Source organism: Ancylobacter sp. TS-1 (assembly GCF_009223885.1).
GTDB lineage: Bacteria > Pseudomonadota > Alphaproteobacteria > Rhizobiales > Xanthobacteraceae > Ancylobacter.
On sequence record NZ_CP045144.1, the window covers coordinates 1,759,975 to 1,777,546 of the forward strand.

Sequence of the window (17,572 nt, forward strand, 5' to 3'; positions counted from 1 at the left end):
ATGGGGAGCGGATGGAAGACGGGGCGTCGCGCAGCCGGAAGCACCGGCGCCGGGCGCGCATGGCCGATCGCGTCGCGCGATCCCGCGACGGTCTACCCGTAGTGCGGGTCTGCCGGATTTACTGAACGGTCGAGGAGAAGGCGCCGGGCGTCAGGATGCTGGCGCCGGGAAGCGCCTGCGTGCCGTAGATGGCCTCATTGTCGGACGAGGCGACCGAGGGGCGCAGCGCCGGCCCGCCGGCGGCCGAGCCGGACGGCGGCGGCGCGGCGGCGGTGCTGGTGGCGTTGCCATAGCCGGGATGGGTCTGGCGCGGCACCACGCCCGCCGACGGGGGCGCGGCGGGAGCCGGCGCGGCGGCCGGGGCCGGACGCGCGCTCGACGCCTGCGGCGCCGGGGCGGGATTGGGCCGCACGGTGGAAGCCGGCGCAGCGGCCGCCGGGCGCGCCGGCGGGACCGGAACCTCGGCACTGCCAGCCGCATCGGGCGCCGGAGTTGCGGCGGGTGCGGGCGTTGCGGCCGGCGTCGAGCCGCCGCCGAACAGGTTCTTCAGTCCTTCGAGGAAGCCGCCATTGCCGGAATCGAGCGCGGCGACCTGGGTCGCGGGCGCCGCCGGCGCGGCGGGCGGGGAAGCGGGCGTCGCGGCAGGCGCGCTGGACGCGCCGGCGCCGAAGAAGCTGAAGATGCCGGACGGGGCAGGCGCGGCAGGCGCCGCCGCGACGGCGGTGCGCGGGCCGCCCGGGGCGTCGGTCGGGCGCGGCGCCGGCAGCGGCACGCCGGTGGCCGCGGCCGCCTCCGTCACCGTGTCGGCATTGGCGAGCGCGATGCTCTCGGCCGGGGCCGGCTCGTTGGTGGCGACGCCATAGTCGCTGCCCGGCGGCTTCACCACCGGCGGCAGCGAGCCCGGCGCGGACAGCTCGGGATTCTCCAGCTTGGCCAGGAACACCTTGTGCATGCCGCCGTCCTTGCCGGTCTTCACCGGGGCGGCGGGCTGCAGCATGCCGGCGCTGGCGATGCGCGTCGCGGTCTCGCGCTGGCGGGCGGCGAGCGCCTCGGCGAGGCCGTCCGGCTGGGTGTAGTCGGGGCACGGCGCGGAGGCCTGGAGCTTCTGCTCGGGATCGACCGGCGTGGCGTTGAACACGTAGCGCTTGCCGCAATAGCCCACCTGCGGCGGCGCCTTGGTCAGCTCGAACACGTCGCTGCCTTCCTTCAGCATTTTCCAGAAGGCGAGGTTCGGGTTGTTGCGGTGGCGCACCATGTTGTCCGCCGTCATGCGGAACGGATAGGCCTGCACCTGGAAGGAGCGCTGCCCGCCATAGAAGCTCTCGCGGCCAAGCGCGAAAATCTCCTGCACCTGCTCGTCGGTCATGGCGTAGCAGCCGCGCGAGGAGCAGTCGCCATGCACCATCAGATTGCTGCCGGAACGGCCCCAGGCGCGGTCATAGGCGTTGGGAAAGCCGAGATCGAACGACAGGTAGTAGCTGGAGTTCGGGTTCATCTGGCCCGGGGTGATGGTGTAGAAGCCTTCCGGCGCCTGCCGGTCGCCTTCCTTCACCTTCGGCCCGAGCTCGCCGGACCAGCGGCAGATCGGATAGGTCTTCAGCAGCGCGTATTCGCCGCTGGTGGTCTCCTTCCAGACCTCCAGCTCCGACTCTTCCTTGAAGATGCGCACGACGATCGGGCTGGTCTTCGCCATGCCCTTCTGCTGGATCAGGGCCAGCGTCTGCGGCGAGAGGCTCTTGTTCGCCTTCGACATCGGCGAGGGGCCGTCATTGCCGTTGCAGCCGGCGAGGACCAGCGCGGTGACGCCGGCCAGCAGGGCACCGCGCCACCCGGCGGCGGTACCCGCCCTGGCCCAAGCGCGCCGAAGGTTCGAAAACCCTGGACCCCTCACCCGACACTCCCCAACGGCGCCGTCCCCGAGGGCGGCAGCCAGACCAAAGCGTTATACACCCCCGGAGCGGGCAGCAATCCCGTGCCCGCATACCAGCAATGTCGTTCCGTCACCGCCGGCGGGGCCCGCCGGCCGGTCACAGGTTGCGGCCGATGGCGAGGAACTTCTCGCGGCGCGCCTTGCGCAGCGCCGCCGCGTCGAGCCCCTCCATCTCGCCGAGCGCCGCCTCGATGGCATCGCCCGCCGAGGTGATCGCCGCCTGCGGGTCGCGATGCGCCCCGCCAGGCGGCTCCGAGATGACGGAATCGATCACGTGGAAGCGCAGCAGGTCCTGCGCGGTGATCTTCATGTTGACGGCTGCTTCCTGCGCCTTGGCGGTGTCGCGCCAGAGGATGGAGGCCGCGCCCTCGGGCGAGATCACGCTGTAGATCGAATGTTCGAGCATGAGCACCCGGTTCGCCGTCGCGATGGCGATCGCGCCACCCGAGCCACCCTCGCCGATAATGACGGCAACATTCGGGACGCCGAGCGACAGGCACGCATCGGTGGAACGGGCGATCGCCTCGGCCTGGCCGCGCTCCTCGGCATCGAGGCCGGGGAAGGCGCCGGCGGTGTCAACCAGCGAGATCACCGGCAGGGCGAAGCGGTCGGCCAGTTCCATCAGCCGGACCGCCTTGCGGTAGCCCTCGGGGCGGGCCATGCCGAAATTGTGCTTGATGCGGGTCTCGGTGGTCGAGCCCTTCTCCTGCCCGATCAGGCAGACCGGCCGGCCGCGAAAGCGCGCGAAGCCGCCGAGAATGGCGTGGTCGTCGCCGAACTTGCGGTCGCCGGCCAGCGGGTCGAACTCCTCGAACAGCTCGCGGGCATAGTCGCTGAAGTGCGGGCGCAGCGGATGGCGCGCCACCTGCGTCTTCTGCCAGGGCGAGAGATTGGCGTAGAGCTGGATCAGCGCGTCCTGCGCCTTGGCTTCGAGGCGGGCGATATCGTCGCCAATGGCCACCGCGTCGCCCTGCGCGGCCATGGCGCGCAGTTCTTCCAGCTTGGCCTCGAGTTCGGCCACGGGCTTCTCAAAATCGAGGTAACTGCGCATCGTAAACTGGTGAACCGGCTCACTGGAACGGGGGGCGGCCCGGACGGGCGGCCCGCGAAATCGGGCGGAAGCTGCCCCGAGAGGGTGGCGACGTCAAGGCAAGCGCGCAAACGCGCTTAATCGCCGCCGCTGTCGCCGAGCGGATGAAGGTCCCGCACGAGGCTTTTCAGCCGCTCGTCGAGCACGTGGGTGTAGATCTGCGTGGTCGAAATGTCGGAGTGGCCGAGCAGGGTCTGCACGATGCGCAGATCGGCGCCATGCGCCAGCAGATGGCTGGCGAAGGCATGGCGCAGCACATGCGGGGAGAGCCGGGCCGGGTCGAGCCCGGCGGCGAGCGCGAGGTCCTTCAGATCGAGGGCGACCTGCTGGCGGGTGATGTGGCCGCTTGCCGCAGCGGAAGGAAACAGCCAGCGCGAGGCCCCGGCCTCCCCCGCGCCGGACTTGCCAGTGCCCGCCTTGCCCGAACCCGCCTTCGCGGCGCCGTCCGGCCCGCGCGCGGCCGAGTCGCGGGCGTCGCGATAGGCGCGCATCGCCGCCTTGGCCGCCTCGCCGAGCGGCACCAGCCGCTCCTTGCCGCCCTTGCCGCGCACGATGATCGCCTCGCCCCGCGTGCCCGCCGCCGAGGCCGGCAGCGCGGCCAGCTCGGAGACGCGCAGTCCGGTGGCGTAGAGCAGCTCGATGAAGCAGGCCACCCGCGCCCGCCGCGCGGCTTCCCCGAGGCTCGGCACCGGCTCGGCGGCGCGCGCATGGGCGGTGTCGATCAGCCGCGTCACATCCTCCAGGCTCAGCACCTTGGGCAGCGGGCGCGTGCGGCGCGGGCCTTCCAGCACCGCGGCGGGATCGTCGCCGCGAAGGCCCTCCAGATAGAGGAAGCGGTGGAACTGGCGCAGCGCCGAGAGGCGCCGCGCCACGCTGGCGCCGGCAAGGCCGCGCGCCGTCAGCTCAGCGAGATAGGCGCGGATATGGGCGGTCTGCGCCGTCAGCGGATCGACGCCCTGGGTGACAAGAAACGCCTCATAGTCGTCGAGATCGCGCCCATAGGCGCTGAGCGTGTTGACGCCCGCCCCACGCTCGGCGGCCATCATGTCGAGGAACGCCCGCGCCGGGGCGGGGGCGTTCATCGCGGCGCCCTCATTTGACGAACCTGTCCGCCGGCACGGTGACGCTCATTTCGCGGACCTGCGGCTGCACGAGGTTGGCGAAGGCCCACAGCGTGCCGTAGCCGATGCCGCCGAGCACGGCGAGGATGACGAGAAGTCGGATGAGGCTCGGCATGAGGGAATTCGGCCCGCGCGATTCGAATTGTCCGGTTGGCGCGATCCTAAGGCCATTGCCCGGTCGGACGGAAGCAACTGCCGGCGAGGGGCGGGCCCGCGCCTCGCATTGCGTCCATCCGCCGCCAATGATAGTCCGCGATCCAACGGGGCTTGGGGCCGTGATCGACGACATGACGGCGGATATCGAGCAGGACGGAAAGGCGGCGGGGCTGCGCGAGCTTTTGGGCGCGCGCTCCATCGTGCTCGTCGGCATGATGGGCGCCGGCAAATCCTCGGTCGGCAAGCGCCTCGCCCGCCGCCTCAGCCTGCCCTTCGCCGACGCCGACACCGAGATCGAGCAGGCGGCCGGCATGAGCATTCCCGAGATCTTCGAGCATCGCGGCGAGCCCGCCTTCCGCGACGGCGAGAAGAAGGTGATCGCCCGCCTTCTGGAGACCGGCCCCATGGTGCTCGCCACCGGCGGGGGCGCCTACATGAACGCGGAGACCCGCGAGGCCATCGTCGGCAACGGCGTGTCGGTCTGGCTGAAGGCCGATCTCGACGTGCTGCTGCGCCGCGTGCGCCGGCGCGACGACCGCCCGCTGCTCAGGAACGGCGATCCCGAGGCGACGCTCGCCCGGCTGATCGACCTGCGCTATCCGGTCTACGCGCTCGCCGACGTCACCGTGACGTCGCACGACGTGCCGCAGGACATCATGGTCGACGAGGTGATCGAGGCGCTGATGCGCCATCTCGCCCCGCCGCCTTCGGGAGACGAGACATGACCCAGGCCGCCACCACCCTCGCCAGCGACGTGACCCAGCTCCGCGTGGGGCTGGGAGACCGCTCCTATGACATCGTGATCGGCCCCGGCCTTCTGGAACAGGCGGGCGCGCGCCTCGCGGCGCTGCGTCCGGGCGCGCGGGTCGGCATCGTCACTGACCGCAACGTCGCCGAGCGCCATCTCGGCCTCGTCGAGCAGTCGCTGCGTCAGGCCGGCCTGACGCCCACCGCCATCGTCATCGAGCCCGGCGAGAAGTCGAAGTGCTTCAAGGTGTTCGAGGAGGTCGTCGACGGGCTGCTGGCTGCCCGCATCGAGCGGCGCGACCTCGTGCTGGCGCTCGGCGGCGGCGTGGTGGGCGATCTTGCCGGCTTCGCGGCGGCAGCGCTCCGGCGCGGCGTCGACTTCGTGCAGGCGCCGACAAGCCTGCTGGCGCAGGTCGATTCCTCGGTCGGCGGCAAGACCGGCATCAACTCGCGCCACGGCAAGAATCTCGTCGGCGCCTTCCACCAGCCGATCCTGGTGCTGGCGGACAGCCTCGCCCTCGACACGCTGCCGCTGCGCGAGTTCCGCTCCGGCTACGCCGAGGTCGCCAAATACGGCCTCATCGACAACGCCCCCTTCTTCGGCTGGCTGGAGCGCCACTGGCAGGACGTGTTCGGCGGCGGCCCGGCCCGCATCGAGGCCATCGCCACCAGCTGCGCCTCCAAGGCCGCCGTGGTCGCCCGCGACGAGAAGGAGACCGGCGACCGCGCCCTGCTCAATCTCGGCCACACCTTCGGCCACGCGCTGGAGGCGGGCGCGGGCTTCTCGCAGCGGCTGCTGCATGGCGAGGCGGTCGCCATCGGCATGGCGCAGGCCTTCCGCTTCTCCGCCCGGCAGGGCCTGTGCGCCCCGGAGGACGCCGAGCGCGTGGCGACCCATCTGAAGACCGTCGGCCTGCCGACCCGCATCGCCGACATTCCCGGCGAGCTGCCGGACACGGACGGGCTGATGGAGCTGATCGCGCAGGACAAGAAGGTCTCGCGCGGGGCGCTCACCTTCATCCTCGCCCGTGGCATCGGCCAGAGCTTCATCGCCCGCGACGTCGACCCCTCCGCCGTGCGCGACTTCCTCGACGCCGAACGCGCGGGAGCCGGCCACCCGTGAGCCACAACTCATGAGCCGCGCGCCGGCGTTCTACGGACTGAGCCGCTGGCTGAAGCCGAAGCCGCGCCCGCCGGCGCGCGCGCCGCTGCCCGCGCCGACCACCGAACCCGCCGAGGACGAGTTGCGCCAGGCGCTCGACGCCCTGCGCCGCGCCGCCGGCATCGTCGGCGACGACCTCGCCATGATCGAGGGCCTGCTCAACCTGCGTGAGCTTGAAGTCTCCGACATCATGGTCCACCGCACCAAGATGGCGACGCTCGACGCCGGCCTGCCGCCGGCCGACATCGTGCGCGAGGTGCTGGCCTCCCCGCATACCCGCCTGCCGCTGTGGCGCGACACGCCCGACAACATCGTCGGCGTGCTGCACGCCAAGGATCTGCTGCGCGAGTTGCAGGCGCTCGGCAACGACATCGACCGGCTGGATGTCGGCACCATCGCCCGCCCGCCCTGGTTCGTGCCCGACGTCACCCTGCTCACCGACCAGCTCAAGGCCTTCCGCCGCCGCAAGCAGCATTTCGCCCTCGTCGTCGACGAGTATGGCGAGGTGATGGGCCTCGTCACGCTGGAAGACATCCTCGAGGAGATCGTCGGCGACATCGCCGACGAGCACGACAAGGCCTTCACCGGCGCCCGCCGCCACCCGGACGGCTCGGTCAGCGTGGAGGGTTCGGTGCCGATCCGCGACCTCAACCGCGCCATGGGCTGGTCGCTGCCCGACGAGGAGGCGACCACCGTCGCCGGCCTCGTCATCCACGAGGCGCGCATCATCCCCGAGCCGGGACAGGCGTTCCTGTTCCACGGCTTCCGTTTCCAGGTGATGCGCAAGCAGCGCAACCGCATCACACTGCTGCGCGTCGTGCCGCTGCGCGCGACCCGGGCGCGGCCAAGGACGGATGCCCGCTGACCGGCGACACTGACGCTGCGTCAAGATGAACCGATTCTGAACCCCGATTTCATTCCGGGTTCAGTCCGGCCCTCTATCATCCTGTCCAACGTCACGCGGAGTGTCGGGGGAGCAAGATGATCATTTCAGCCGTAAGGAAATTTCTGGCCGTGTCCTTCGTGACCGGCCTTCTGACCGCGCCGGCCATGGCCGCCGATGTCGTCATCCAGTGGGCGTCGAACAACGCCAATGTCACGTTGCGCTCGGGCATGCTGGTCGCCACCGGCAACACGCGCGACGCCGCCCGCTTCGAGATCGTGCGGCTGGAAGGCCGGCGCATCGCCCTGCGCGCCAAGGACGGCACCTATGTGCGCGCCGGCATCGGCCCGCGCACGCTGCTCGGCACCGGCAGCCCGCATATTCGCGGCTGGGAAACCTTCGAGATGGACGCCCACGGCAATTCCGTCTCGCTGCGCTCGGTGCAGAACGGCAAGTATGTGACCGTCGAGCGGGGCGGCGACCTCTCCGCCTCCTCGGACCTGCGCGGCACCCATGCCGAGTTCCGCTTCATCACGGCGCCCGACCGCGTCCGTCCCCCCCGCCCCGATGCGCCGGCCTTCTCCTGGCAGGGCCAGTGGAGCCGGGTGTGGATCGCCGGCGCGGACGGCCGGGGCGTTGCCGCCCCGCGCGAATCGCGCCCCAGATTCTCCGTCACGCCGAACATGGAGGTGAGCTTCACCGCCGGCTGCAACAGCCTCTCCTCGCGGATGGAACTGCGCGGGCGCAACGTGACCTTTGCGCCGGTCATGTCGACCCGCCGGAGTTGCAACAACGCGGAACAGATCTACGAGCAGCTTGTCGCCTCGGCCATGCGCGCCGCCCGTTCCTGGGAGTTCCGCGAGGGGCAGATCGCCTTCCTCGACGGAGCCGGCCGCAGGATCCTGCAGATCGGGCGGTAGATTTTCACGCCGGAGCGCCCATATAGGGCGGCAGGAAACGATCCGGGCAGAACCCGGCGCCCGGTCACTCGCCGGGCGCCTTCGCTTCTATCGCAAGGGCATGCAGGCCGCGGGCGATCTCGTCCGCGAGCAGGCCGTTGACCGTGCGGTGGCGGGCGATGCGCGACTGGCCCCGGAACGCTTCCGCCACGATGCGCACGCGCAGATGCGTGAGCTGACCCGGACGGTGCCCGCCATGCCCTTCGTGCCGATGACTCTCGTCCTCCAGTTCCAGCAGGGCGGGAGACAGCACGTCGAGCGCGGCCCGGGCACGGGCCAGCGCCGCGGCCACGGCATCGGGGGAGGAAGGGTTCGCGTTCATGCCCCCTGCGGTACGCCGAGGGCCGGACCCCGTCAATATCGCCCCTCCGGGCAGTGACGCCCACGCGGTTTCTTGTATACCTGTGCCCGCACCAGCATAATCGACCGGTCATGAAGCTCGACTCCCCCATATTCGATCGCATCCGCGTCAAGCCGGACCGCGATCGCCGCGTCAAGGCGGAAGGCCCGACCTGCGAATGGGAGGGCTGCTGCAACGCGGCCACCCATCGCGCGCCGAAGGGCCGTCAGCATGAGGGCCAGTTCTGGCGCTTCTGCTTCGACCACGTGCGCGCCTACAACCAGTCCTACAACTACTTCTCGGGCATGGGCGACGACGCCGTCGCGGCCTACCAGAAGGACGCGCTGACCGGCCACCGCCCGACCTGGAAGATGGGATCGCGCGGCGCGGGCAGCGCCGCCGAGCACTCCCGGCGCCATTCGACGGAGGATATCGGCGACCCCTTCGGCATGTTCGGCGAGATGGGCGGGCGCGCCCGCCCGGAGCCCGAGCCGGAGCGCGAGAGCCGGATGATCCGCAATGCCGAGCGCCGCGCCTTCGAATCGCTCGGCGTCGAGGCCTCGGCCACGGCGGAGGAGATCAAGGCCCGCTTCAAGCTGCTGGTGAAGAAGTACCACCCGGACGCCAATGGCGGCGACAATTCGACCGAGGACCGTCTGCGCGACGTGATCCAGGCCTATAATCATCTCAAGAGCGCGGGTTTCTGCTAGGCCCCGCATCGCAGAAAAGCCCGCGGTTCGTCTTCGCGGCAACGGAGGAAGAATGACTGCCCCCACGCAAGCGCCCGCGCTGCCGGACATGAAGGTCTCGGTCCGTCAGGTTTTCGGCATCGACGTCGATCTCGATGTTCCGGCCTATGCGGAACCGGATGCCTACGTGCCGGAGATCGATCCCGACTACCTGTTCGACCGCCCGACCACGCTCGCCATCCTCGCCGGCTTCGCCCATAACCGCCGCGTGATGGTCACGGGCTATCACGGCACCGGCAAGTCGAGCCATATCGAGCAGGTCGCCGCCCGCCTCAACTGGCCCTGCGTGCGCGTCAACCTCGACAGCCACATCTCCCGCATCGACCTGATCGGCAAGGACGCCATCGTCGTGAAGGACGGGCTGCAGGTCACCGAATTCCGCGACGGCATCCTGCCCTGGGCCTACCAGAACAACGTCGCACTGGTGTTCGACGAGTACGATGCCGGCCGCCCGGACGTGATGTTCGTGATCCAGCGTGTGCTCGAATCCGCCGGCCGTCTGACCCTGCTCGACCAGAACCGCGTGATCCGCCCGCACGGCGCCTTCCGGCTGTTCTCGACCGCCAACACGATCGGCCTCGGCGACACCACCGGCCTCTATCACGGCACCCAGCAGATCAACCAGGCGCAGATGGACCGCTGGTCCATCGTCACCACGCTGAACTATCTGGCCCACGACAAGGAAGTCGACATCGTCGCCTCCAAGGCCAAGCACTTCCAGACCGCCGAAGGCCGCGACACCGTGGCGCGCATGGTGCGCCTCGCCGACCTCACCCGGCAGGCCTTCATCAATGGCGACCTGTCGACCGTGATGAGCCCGCGCACCGTGATCACCTGGGCCGAGAACGCCGAGATCTTCAAGGAACTGGCCTTCTCGTTCCGCGTGACCTTCCTCAACAAGTGCGACGAGCTGGAGCGCCCGCTGGTGGCCGAGTTCTATCAGCGCTGCTTCGGCAAGGAACTGACCGAGTCGGCCGTCAACGTCGTGATGTCCTGAGCGTACTTCCCCCTCTCCCCGCCGAACCCGGCTGTTGCCGGGTTCGGTTCGAAAGCTCAAAGTCGGCAAATGCCGACTTTGATGGAGAGGGTTGGGGTGAGGGGCTCTAGGGCTTTGTAGCCAGGCGGCCCCCTCACCGACCCGCTTCGCGGGCCACCTCTCCCCGACGGGGAGAGGCATCCACGGACGACCTTTCCCGCCGGGGATAAGGCGATCGAACCAGTGAGCACTCCGATGTCCACCTCGAACCGCACCACCCGCACGCCGCCCAAGGAAGCCCCGACCGAGCCGCTCAAGCGCGCCGTCACCGGCTGCCTGCGCGCCATTGCGGGCAATCGCGAGATCGATGTGAGCTTCGGCGCCGACAAGCCCGGCTATGCCGAGGGGCGCGCCCGCCTGCCCGAGCCCTCGCGCCGCATGTCCCGGCAGGAGGCCGCCATCATGCGCGGCCATGCCGATTCGATGGCGCTGCGCATGGCCTGCCACGACCCCAAGGTGCACCAGCGGCTGGTGCCGATGGGCCAGCAGGCGCGCGCCGCCTTCGAGGCGGCCGAGCAGACACGCTGCGAGTCGCTGGGCGCCCTGCGCATGGACGGCGTGGCGCTCAACCTCTCGGCCATGCTGGAGGACCGCTACCAGAAGGCCAATTTCGCCAATCTCGCCGACCGCTCCGACGCACCGCTGGAGCACGCGCTCTCGCTCATCCTGCGCGAGCGCATGACCGGCATGGCCCCGCCGGCGGCGGCGCGCGAGATGGTCAATCTGTGGCGCGGCTTCATCGAGGAGCACGGCGCCAGCGCGCTCGACGAGCTGTCCGGCGCGGCGGACAACCAGACCCGCTTCGCCGAGGCGATGCGCGACCTGCTCTCCTCGCTCGGCATGGGCGAGGACATCGCCCCCTTCGACGAGAACAACGACCCCTCCACCGAGGCGGACGACACCCGCGACGAGGATTCCGGCAAGGGCGCCGATTCGGAAGAGGACGAGAACGCCGAGGGCCAGACCGAGGTCGACACCGACCTTGCCTCCGACCAGAACCCGGAAGAGTCCGAGGAGCAGCAGGACCAGCCCAATTCCGAGCTGTCCGACGACGCGGAGCTGGGCGAATCCGACGATTCCTCCGAGCCCTGGCGCCCGCAGAACGCCACGCCGGCCGAGCCGCGCCCGCCCGAATACCACCCCTTCACGCCGCGTTTCGACGAGACGGTGAACGCCGACGAGCTGTGCGATCCCGACGAACTGGCGCGCCTGCGCGCCTATCTCGACAAGCAGCTTGTGCACCTGTCGGGCATCGTCGCGCGCCTTGCCAACCGGCTTCAGCGCAAGCTGATGGCGCAGCAGAATCGCGGCTGGGAGTTCGACCTCGAAGAGGGCCTGCTCGACCCGGCCCGCCTGCACCGCATCATCACCGACCCGATGCAGGCGCTGTCCTTCAAGCGCGAGCGCGACACCGACTTCCGCGACACCGTGGTCACGCTGCTTCTCGACAATTCCGGCTCGATGCGCGGGCGCCCGATCACGGTCGCCGCCGCCTGCGCCGACATTCTCGCCCGCACGCTGGAGCGCTGCGGCGTGAAGGTCGAGATCCTCGGCTTCACCACCAAGGCGTGGAAGGGCGGGCAGGCGCGGGAAGCCTGGCTTTCCGCCGGCAAGCCGGGCGCGCCCGGCCGGCTGAACGATCTGCGCCACATCATCTACAAGTCGGCCGACGCGCCCTGGCGCCGCGCCCGGCGCAATCTCGGCCTGATGATGCGCGAGGGGCTCTTGAAGGAGAACATCGACGGCGAGGCGCTCGACTGGGCGCATAACCGCCTGCTGGCGCGCAACGAGTCGCGCCGCATCCTGATGATGATCTCCGACGGCGCGCCGGTGGACGATTCCACCCTCTCGGTGAACCCCGGCAATTATCTGGAGCGGCATCTGCGCTGGATCATCCAGCAGATCGAGGACAAGTCCCCGGTCGAGCTGATCGCCATCGGCATCGGCCACGACGTCACGCGCTACTACAAGCGCGCCGTCACCATCGTCGATGCCGAGGAACTGGGCGGGGCGATGACCGACAAGCTGGCCGAGCTGTTCGACGAGCGCGGCCCGCGCGGCGGCGGCCAGCAGGGCCACCGGCCGGCGCCGAAGGCGGCCCGGCCCGGCCCGGTCTCGCTGCCGACCCGCAAGGTGCACTGAAAAGACGTCATCCCGGCCGAAGGCTGAAAAGGTCGTCATCCCGGCCGAGCGAAGCGAGAGCCGGGATCGTCCTCCAGCCCGCTCCCACCCTTGCCCGTCATCCCGGATCGGCCTGTGGCCGTCCGGGATGACGGTGGCACATAGGGTCAACGGCAATCACCTCCTGCCCCCTTGAAAAGCCGCCGCAGTACCCCACATAGGTTACAACCCAGTCAGAACAGGGCTTCCGGCAAGTTGGCGCTTCGTCAGCGCCTCGCCGGATGGACGGCGGTTAGGACGGATGTACTCCGACCGCCTCGAACCCTCCGGCCGCGTGACGAGCGGCCGGATTCTGGCAGGGACCCGAGAAGGGTGGAGAAGCGCGCCGCATGGCGCGCTTTTTTTTGCGCTTTTCACGCCAGCTCACCCCACCGGCGGAAGGCGGCCGCGCCCTCACACGCCGTAAGGCGGGCGCGGGCGGGTCTCGGCCTCGTCGGTGAACGGCCCCTCGGGACCGGGATCGTCCGGCAGATGCGGCATCGCCACGACAGGCGCCACCTTCTGCGACACGGCAGCGCCCGGCGCGGCGCGCAGCGGTGCCGCCGGCCGCGCTGGCGGCTCGATCTCCACCTTCGCGGGATCCACCTTCACCATTTCCGGCGCCTCGGTCTTTGCCTCATTGCCGGGCGCGAGGCTTGGCGAGGGCTCCTCCGACGCGAGGTCGACCACGGTCGAGGGCGCTGGACGAGCCTCGATGGCGGCGGCGATGGCCGCCTTCACCCGCTCGGCCTCGTTCTCCAGCATCGGCGTCGTGGCGACGCCCGGCGGCAGCTTCCACTCGAAGGCGTCGAGCCGGCCGGTGACGGGGGAGACCGGCCCCCACGCCTCGGCCACCACGCCGTCGGCGACCCAGGCCGGGTCGCGCTGGGCGCGCACGGCGCGGGCGGTCCATTCGCGGGCCTTGCCGACATCGCCGGTCTCGGCGGCTTCCAGCTCGGCCATCATCAGGCAGGCGCGCTGCGTCGGCTCGGCCAGCACCGGGGCGAGCGCGGTGCGGGCGACGTCGAATTCCTGCGCGTCGATGGCGGCGCGGGCGAGCACCAGCGCGCTTTCGGCATGGGCCGGCATGCGCGAGGTGAGGGTGCGGATGCGCTTGAGCCGCTCGCGCGAGGAATCGCCCGGCCGCAGGTGCAGATAGGCATCGGCGAGGTCGGGATGCGGGGTGGACGCATAGGCGGCCTCGAGGATCTTCGCCGCCTTGCGGGCATCGCCCGCCGCGCCGAGCAGGCGCCCGGCCACTTCCGCCGCCGGCACCAGCGTTGGGGCGAGGCGGTTGGCCTCCAGCGCCCTCTCGCGCGCCGTGGCGGGATCGGACAGTTCGACTGCCTGCGCCTGCGCCGCCAGCAGCACGGCGCGGCGGCGGCGATGGGCGGCGCGGTCGAGCCCGCCATGGGCCGCCTCGCGCTCCAGCACGGCGAGCGCACCGGCGAAGTCGCCGGCGAGGCAGCGCGCCTCGATCACCGCGTCGGCCGCCCAGGCGAGGCCCGGCTCGTGGCGCGCGGCCTCGTCGGCGGCGAGCAGCGCGGCGGTGGCGTCGCCACGCCGGCGGGCCTCCACATGCAGGCCGCGCAGGCCGAGCAGGCGCGTGGCCGGCGTCTCGGTCATCCGGCGGAACGCCGCCTCGGCGCCGGAGGTGTCCCCGGCGAGCTGGGCCGCCTGCGCGGCGAGAAGCTGGGCCAGCGGCTCGCGGCCGAGCAGGCGCTCGGCGTCGTTGGCGGCGCGGCGGGCGCCGATGGCGTCGCCCGAGCCGACCGCGACGAGGCCGCGCGTCACCGCGCTCCAGCCGCGATTGCGCCTGCGCGCGCGCCAGGAGAAGGCGATGATGTCGGGCGAGCGCACGATCAGCCGTATCAGCGTCCACAGCAGGATGGTCGCCGCCAGCAGCGCCAGCAGCGCGCTCGCCGCGACGAGAATGCTGGTCTCGATCTGCCAGCCCTGCCAGTCGATCACCACCGAGCCGGGCCGGTCGGCCAGCCAGGCGACGCCGAAGGCGACGAGGGAGAGGACGAGAAGATAGACGACGAGGCGGATCACTGGGCTCCTCCCGCGAGAGTGGCGAGCACGCGCTGATTGAGCCCGGCAATGGCGGCAAGCGCCGCCTGCCGCGCCTCAATCGCCGCGATCACCGGCTGGACGGCCGCGCGCTCGGATTCCGGCATGCCGGCCAGCGCCGTGCGGGCGCTCGCATAATCGCCGCGCGCCAGCGCCGCATCGGCGTCGGCAAGGCGCGGATCGCCCGAGGGACCGGCGGCGCGGCGGATGACCACGAGGTTCTGCGCGCTGTCCCACAGCCGCTCGACGACGCCTTCGACGGTCGAGGTACCGGCGGCAGGGGTGGCCGGCGCCGGGGCCGGGACCGGGGCGGTCGCGGCCTTGAGGCGCGCGGCCAGCGCCGGGCCGTCGCCGAAACCGGCGGCGGAGGCCGCCTCCAGCGCGGCGAGAGGCGCGGCTTCCTCGCCCAGCAGCACGCGGGCGGCCTTGAGTTCGGTGGCGAAGGGCCGGCCGGAGACCACCGCATCGCGCAGCGAGGCGAGCGCCACGAGTTGCGACGCCCCCTGCCCGCTGGCGCGCTGGGCGTCGGCCATGGCGTTCAGCCTTCCTTCCAGCGCTGCGATGCGCGCCTGCGCCTCGGCGACAGCGGCGGGCGAGGCCGCCGGCGCGGGCGCGGGGAGCGCGGCGACGCGCTGCTCCAGCGCCGCGATGCGTGCGGCCACCGCCGCCACATCCTCCGGCGAGGCCGCGGGCGCGGAAGCCGGCGCGGAGGCCGCCTTCTGCTCCAGCGCCTCGACGCGGCCAGCCAGCGCCGCCACATCGGCCGTCACCTCGGCCGCCGGGGCGGCCGGAGCGCCATCGGTCGGGGCGGGGGCGGAGGTGGGAAGCGTGTCGACCCGCTTGCCGAGCGTGTCGATGCCGCTCTCCAGCGCGTCGAGCCGCGCCGCCAGTTCGTCGGGCGCGGCAAGGCCAGCCGCCGGCGCCGGCGCCGGGCTGCCCCGCGATTCCAGCGTCTCCATGCGCTGGCGCAGGTCGAGCGCACGCGCTTCCAGCTCGGTGATGGCGTCGATATTGTCCTCGGCGCTGTAGAAAGTGGACACCACGGCGAGCGCCACGGCGCCGCCGATCACGCCGGAGACCAGCGCCGCCACCGCGACGCCGAACAGGCCGAGCGGACGCGGCGGGCGACCGGAAACAGGCGGGGGCGCCGCCGCGTCGGTCGTCTCGCCGGGAACCTCCGGAGCGGAGTCGGGCGCCGCCGTCTCGGCCGGCGGGGGATCGTCGGAAGCCGTGGCGGCGGTCGCCGCGTCGTCGGGAAGGGGCGTCACGTCGCGGGCGGAAAGGTCGAGCGTCGGCGGCTTGCGGCGCGAGGCCTTCGCCCCGGCTTCCGTCAGCTCCGCTTCCGTCTTGTCCTGAGCGCCCTTGTTCGGATCGTCTGTCGCCACGTCCTTACCTCTACCTTGATAAAGCGCCGGGCCGGCCCTTGTTCCGGGATAGACCGCCTGACCCCTCGCCGCAACCTCGGGAGACTGCGGGCCCCTACCCGCCGAGCAGGGCGAACAGGCCCTCTTCGGTCGGTTCGTCCGCCACCTGCGTCGGCCATCCGGCAGCGGCCAGCGGCGCGGCGACATTGGCCGAGAAGCACAGATGGCGGATATGGCGGAAATGCGCCGAGGCCCCGGCCGCGCTGGCCCGGGCGGCCAGCGTCGCGGCGGTGCGGGCCGAGAAATGGAAAGCCGCGTCGACCCAGCCCTGCTCGACCGCCGCCAGCGTGGCGGGCGCCAGCGCGCCCGCCGGCACGGTGCGGTAGATCACGAAAAGTTCGGTGTGGATGCCGTCCGGCGCCAGCGCGGCGCCGAGATCGACCGCCCGCTCCTCGCCCGCCACATGCAGCAGACGGGCGCCGCGCGGGAGTGTCGCGCGCAGTAGCGCCACTAGCGCCGCCCCGTTTCCACTAGCAATGTGCATAGGCACAGAGTGATCCGGCGCCGCCGCCGCCGTGCGCCGGCCGACCGCGTAGAGGGGAAGCCGCACGAGAGCGGCCGCCTCCGGCCGCAAGGCCAGCAGCCGCGCCCCGTTCACGCTGGTCAGCGCCACCGCGTCGAAGCGCCCATCCGGGAGGCGCGCGCCCTCGATCGCCTCCACCGCCAGCATCGGATCGACGATCGCCTGATGACCGGCGGCGGCGAGCCGCGCGGCGGTCGCCTGCGCATCCGGCTGCGGGCGCGTCACCAGCACCCGCATCTCAGTGCGGCAGCAGGTCGGGCGGCACCATCGCCCGCATTTCCCGGCCCGAGGCGATGCCAAGCTCCAGCGCGCGGTTCTTCGGCCCGAAGCGCACGATCTCGTAATAGCGGCTGCCGTCGGGCGAGAGCACCGCGCCGCGGAAGCGGATCTCGTCGCCGACCACCTCCGCCAGCCCGCCAATGGGCGTGCGGCAGGAGCCGTCAAGCTCGCCGAGATAGGCGCGCTCGACCCGCAGCGCGAGGCCGGTGGCCGGGCACACCACCGGCACGATCAGCGAATCCACCGCGATGTCGCCGAAGCGGGTCTGGATGGCGACCGCCCCCTGCCCCACCGCCGGCAGGAAATCCGTGGTGTCCAGCACCGCGCTCGCCCGCTCCGCGAGGCCGAGCCGCGTGAGTCCGGCCAGCGCCAGCAGCGTCGCGTCGAACGCGCCGCTTTCCAGCTTCGACAGCCGGGTGTGGACATTGCCGCGCAGCAGCGAGACCTGAAGGTCCGGCCGCAGCCGGCGCAGCTGCGCCTCCCTGCGCAGCGAGGCGGTGCCGACCTTCGCCCCCGGCTTCAAGTCGGCGAGCGAGGCCCCCTCGCGCAGGATCAGCGCGTCGCGCACGTCGGCGCGGGGGAGATAGCCGACGAGGTGCAGGCCATCCGGCAATTTCGTCGCCATGTCCTTGGCCGAATGCACGGCGAGGTCGATGCGCCGTTCCAGCAGCGCTTCTTCCAGTTCCTTCGTGAACAGCCCCTTGCCGCCGGCCTGCGACAGGGCGCGGTCGGTGATGGCGTCGCCGGTGGTGCGGATCACCTCGATCTCCACCGCTTCCGCAGGCCAGCCATGCGCCTTCAGGAGGGCATCGCGCACCGCATGCGCCTGCCAAAGCGCCAGCGGGCTGCCGCGCGTGCCGAGCCGGAGTCGGGGAAGCGATTGCGTCATGCGGTCCTGCGGTGCTAGCGGTTCGATGCCGGTTCAGATCACTGTCCAACC

At 71.4% G+C, this 17,572-nt stretch carries 15 protein-coding genes and 1 pseudogene; 7 read left to right on the plus strand and 9 right to left on the minus strand.

The window, feature by feature from the left end:
• Nucleotides 1–118: 118 nt before the first annotated feature.
• The 4 genes from GBB76_RS08485 to GBB76_RS18735 all read right to left on the minus strand — a co-directional run bounded on the left by GBB76_RS08485 (nucleotide 119) and on the right by GBB76_RS18735 (nucleotide 4,256).
• Nucleotides 119–1,891 (minus strand): murein L,D-transpeptidase family protein, encoded by a 1,773-nt coding sequence (locus GBB76_RS08485; protein ID WP_152302908.1) that lies wholly within the window; start codon nucleotides 1,889–1,891, stop codon nucleotides 119–121.
• A 136-nt stretch (nucleotides 1,892–2,027) separates the two neighbouring features.
• Nucleotides 2,028–2,981, minus strand: coding sequence for an acetyl-CoA carboxylase carboxyltransferase subunit alpha (locus tag GBB76_RS08490; protein ID WP_152302909.1), 954 nt, complete (start codon nucleotides 2,979–2,981; stop codon nucleotides 2,028–2,030).
• Between the two features lie 116 nt (nucleotides 2,982–3,097).
• Nucleotides 3,098–4,102: a site-specific tyrosine recombinase XerD gene (locus GBB76_RS08495; protein ID WP_152302910.1), complete on the minus strand. Its 1,005-nt coding sequence runs from the start codon at nucleotides 4,100–4,102 to the stop codon at nucleotides 3,098–3,100.
• 10 nt (nucleotides 4,103–4,112) lie between these two features.
• Nucleotides 4,113–4,256, minus strand: a complete 144-nt coding sequence (locus GBB76_RS18735; RefSeq protein ID WP_202911183.1) for a hypothetical protein — start codon at nucleotides 4,254–4,256, stop codon at nucleotides 4,113–4,115.
• Nucleotides 4,257–4,428: 172 nt separating this feature from the next.
• Here GBB76_RS18735 and GBB76_RS08500 point away from each other — a divergent pair, with 172 nt between their 5' ends.
• The 4 genes and pseudogenes from GBB76_RS08500 to GBB76_RS08515 all read left to right on the plus strand — a co-directional run bounded on the left by GBB76_RS08500 (nucleotide 4,429) and on the right by GBB76_RS08515 (nucleotide 8,009).
• Nucleotides 4,429–5,022 (plus strand): shikimate kinase, encoded by a 594-nt coding sequence (locus GBB76_RS08500; RefSeq protein WP_152304797.1) that lies wholly within the window; start codon nucleotides 4,429–4,431, stop codon nucleotides 5,020–5,022.
• Entirely contained in the window at nucleotides 5,019–6,167 is a 1,149-nt protein-coding gene (aroB, locus tag GBB76_RS08505) for a 3-dehydroquinate synthase (RefSeq protein WP_152302911.1), read from the plus strand. Before GBB76_RS08500 ends, aroB begins: the two co-directional genes overlap by 4 nt.
• A gap of 109 nt (nucleotides 6,168–6,276) precedes the next feature.
• Nucleotides 6,277–7,071: pseudogene (locus GBB76_RS08510) on the plus strand (transporter associated domain-containing protein); the annotation flags it as partial.
• A gap of 149 nt (nucleotides 7,072–7,220) precedes the next feature.
• Nucleotides 7,221–8,009: an META domain-containing protein gene (locus tag GBB76_RS08515; RefSeq protein WP_162375530.1), complete on the plus strand. Its 789-nt coding sequence runs from the start codon at nucleotides 7,221–7,223 to the stop codon at nucleotides 8,007–8,009.
• Nucleotides 8,010–8,073: 64 nt separating this feature from the next.
• Here GBB76_RS08515 and GBB76_RS08520 read toward each other — a convergent pair whose 3' ends face one another.
• Entirely contained in the window at nucleotides 8,074–8,370 is a 297-nt protein-coding gene (locus tag GBB76_RS08520) for a BolA family transcriptional regulator (RefSeq protein ID WP_152302914.1), read from the minus strand.
• Nucleotides 8,371–8,480: 110 nt separating this feature from the next.
• Between GBB76_RS08520 and GBB76_RS08525 the strand changes: the two genes are divergently transcribed.
• The 3 genes from GBB76_RS08525 (at nucleotide 8,481) to cobT (ending at nucleotide 12,315) form a co-directional block, all read left to right on the plus strand.
• Nucleotides 8,481–9,098, plus strand: a complete 618-nt coding sequence (locus GBB76_RS08525) for a J domain-containing protein (protein ID WP_152302915.1) — start codon at nucleotides 8,481–8,483, stop codon at nucleotides 9,096–9,098.
• A gap of 52 nt (nucleotides 9,099–9,150) precedes the next feature.
• Entirely contained in the window at nucleotides 9,151–10,134 is a 984-nt protein-coding gene (cobS, locus tag GBB76_RS08530) for a cobaltochelatase subunit CobS (protein WP_152302916.1), read from the plus strand.
• 234 nt (nucleotides 10,135–10,368) lie between these two features.
• Nucleotides 10,369–12,315 carry a cobaltochelatase subunit CobT gene (gene cobT / locus GBB76_RS08535; RefSeq protein WP_246669080.1) on the plus strand — a complete coding sequence of 649 codons (1,947 nt, stop codon included), beginning with the start codon at nucleotides 10,369–10,371 and terminating at the stop codon, nucleotides 12,313–12,315.
• Nucleotides 12,316–12,747: 432 nt separating this feature from the next.
• Here the strand turns inward: cobT and GBB76_RS08540 are convergent, their stop codons facing one another.
• The 4 genes from GBB76_RS08540 to hemC all read right to left on the minus strand — a co-directional run bounded on the left by GBB76_RS08540 (nucleotide 12,748) and on the right by hemC (nucleotide 17,521).
• Nucleotides 12,748–14,388 (minus strand): heme biosynthesis protein HemY, encoded by a 1,641-nt coding sequence (locus tag GBB76_RS08540; protein ID WP_152302917.1) that lies wholly within the window; start codon nucleotides 14,386–14,388, stop codon nucleotides 12,748–12,750.
• On the minus strand, nucleotides 14,385–15,791 hold the full coding sequence (locus GBB76_RS08545; RefSeq protein ID WP_152302918.1) for a hypothetical protein: 1,407 nt from the start codon (nucleotides 15,789–15,791) through the stop codon (nucleotides 14,385–14,387). The genes GBB76_RS08540 and GBB76_RS08545 overlap by 4 nt, the downstream gene beginning before the upstream one ends.
• Before the next feature lie 94 nt (nucleotides 15,792–15,885).
• Nucleotides 15,886–16,590 carry a uroporphyrinogen-III synthase gene (locus tag GBB76_RS08550; RefSeq protein ID WP_152302919.1) on the minus strand — a complete coding sequence of 235 codons (705 nt, stop codon included), beginning with the start codon at nucleotides 16,588–16,590 and terminating at the stop codon, nucleotides 15,886–15,888.
• Nucleotide 16,591: 1 nt separating this feature from the next.
• Nucleotides 16,592–17,521 (minus strand): hydroxymethylbilane synthase, encoded by a 930-nt coding sequence (hemC, locus tag GBB76_RS08555; RefSeq protein ID WP_152302920.1) that lies wholly within the window; start codon nucleotides 17,519–17,521, stop codon nucleotides 16,592–16,594.
• Nucleotides 17,522–17,572: the final 51 nt, after the last annotated feature.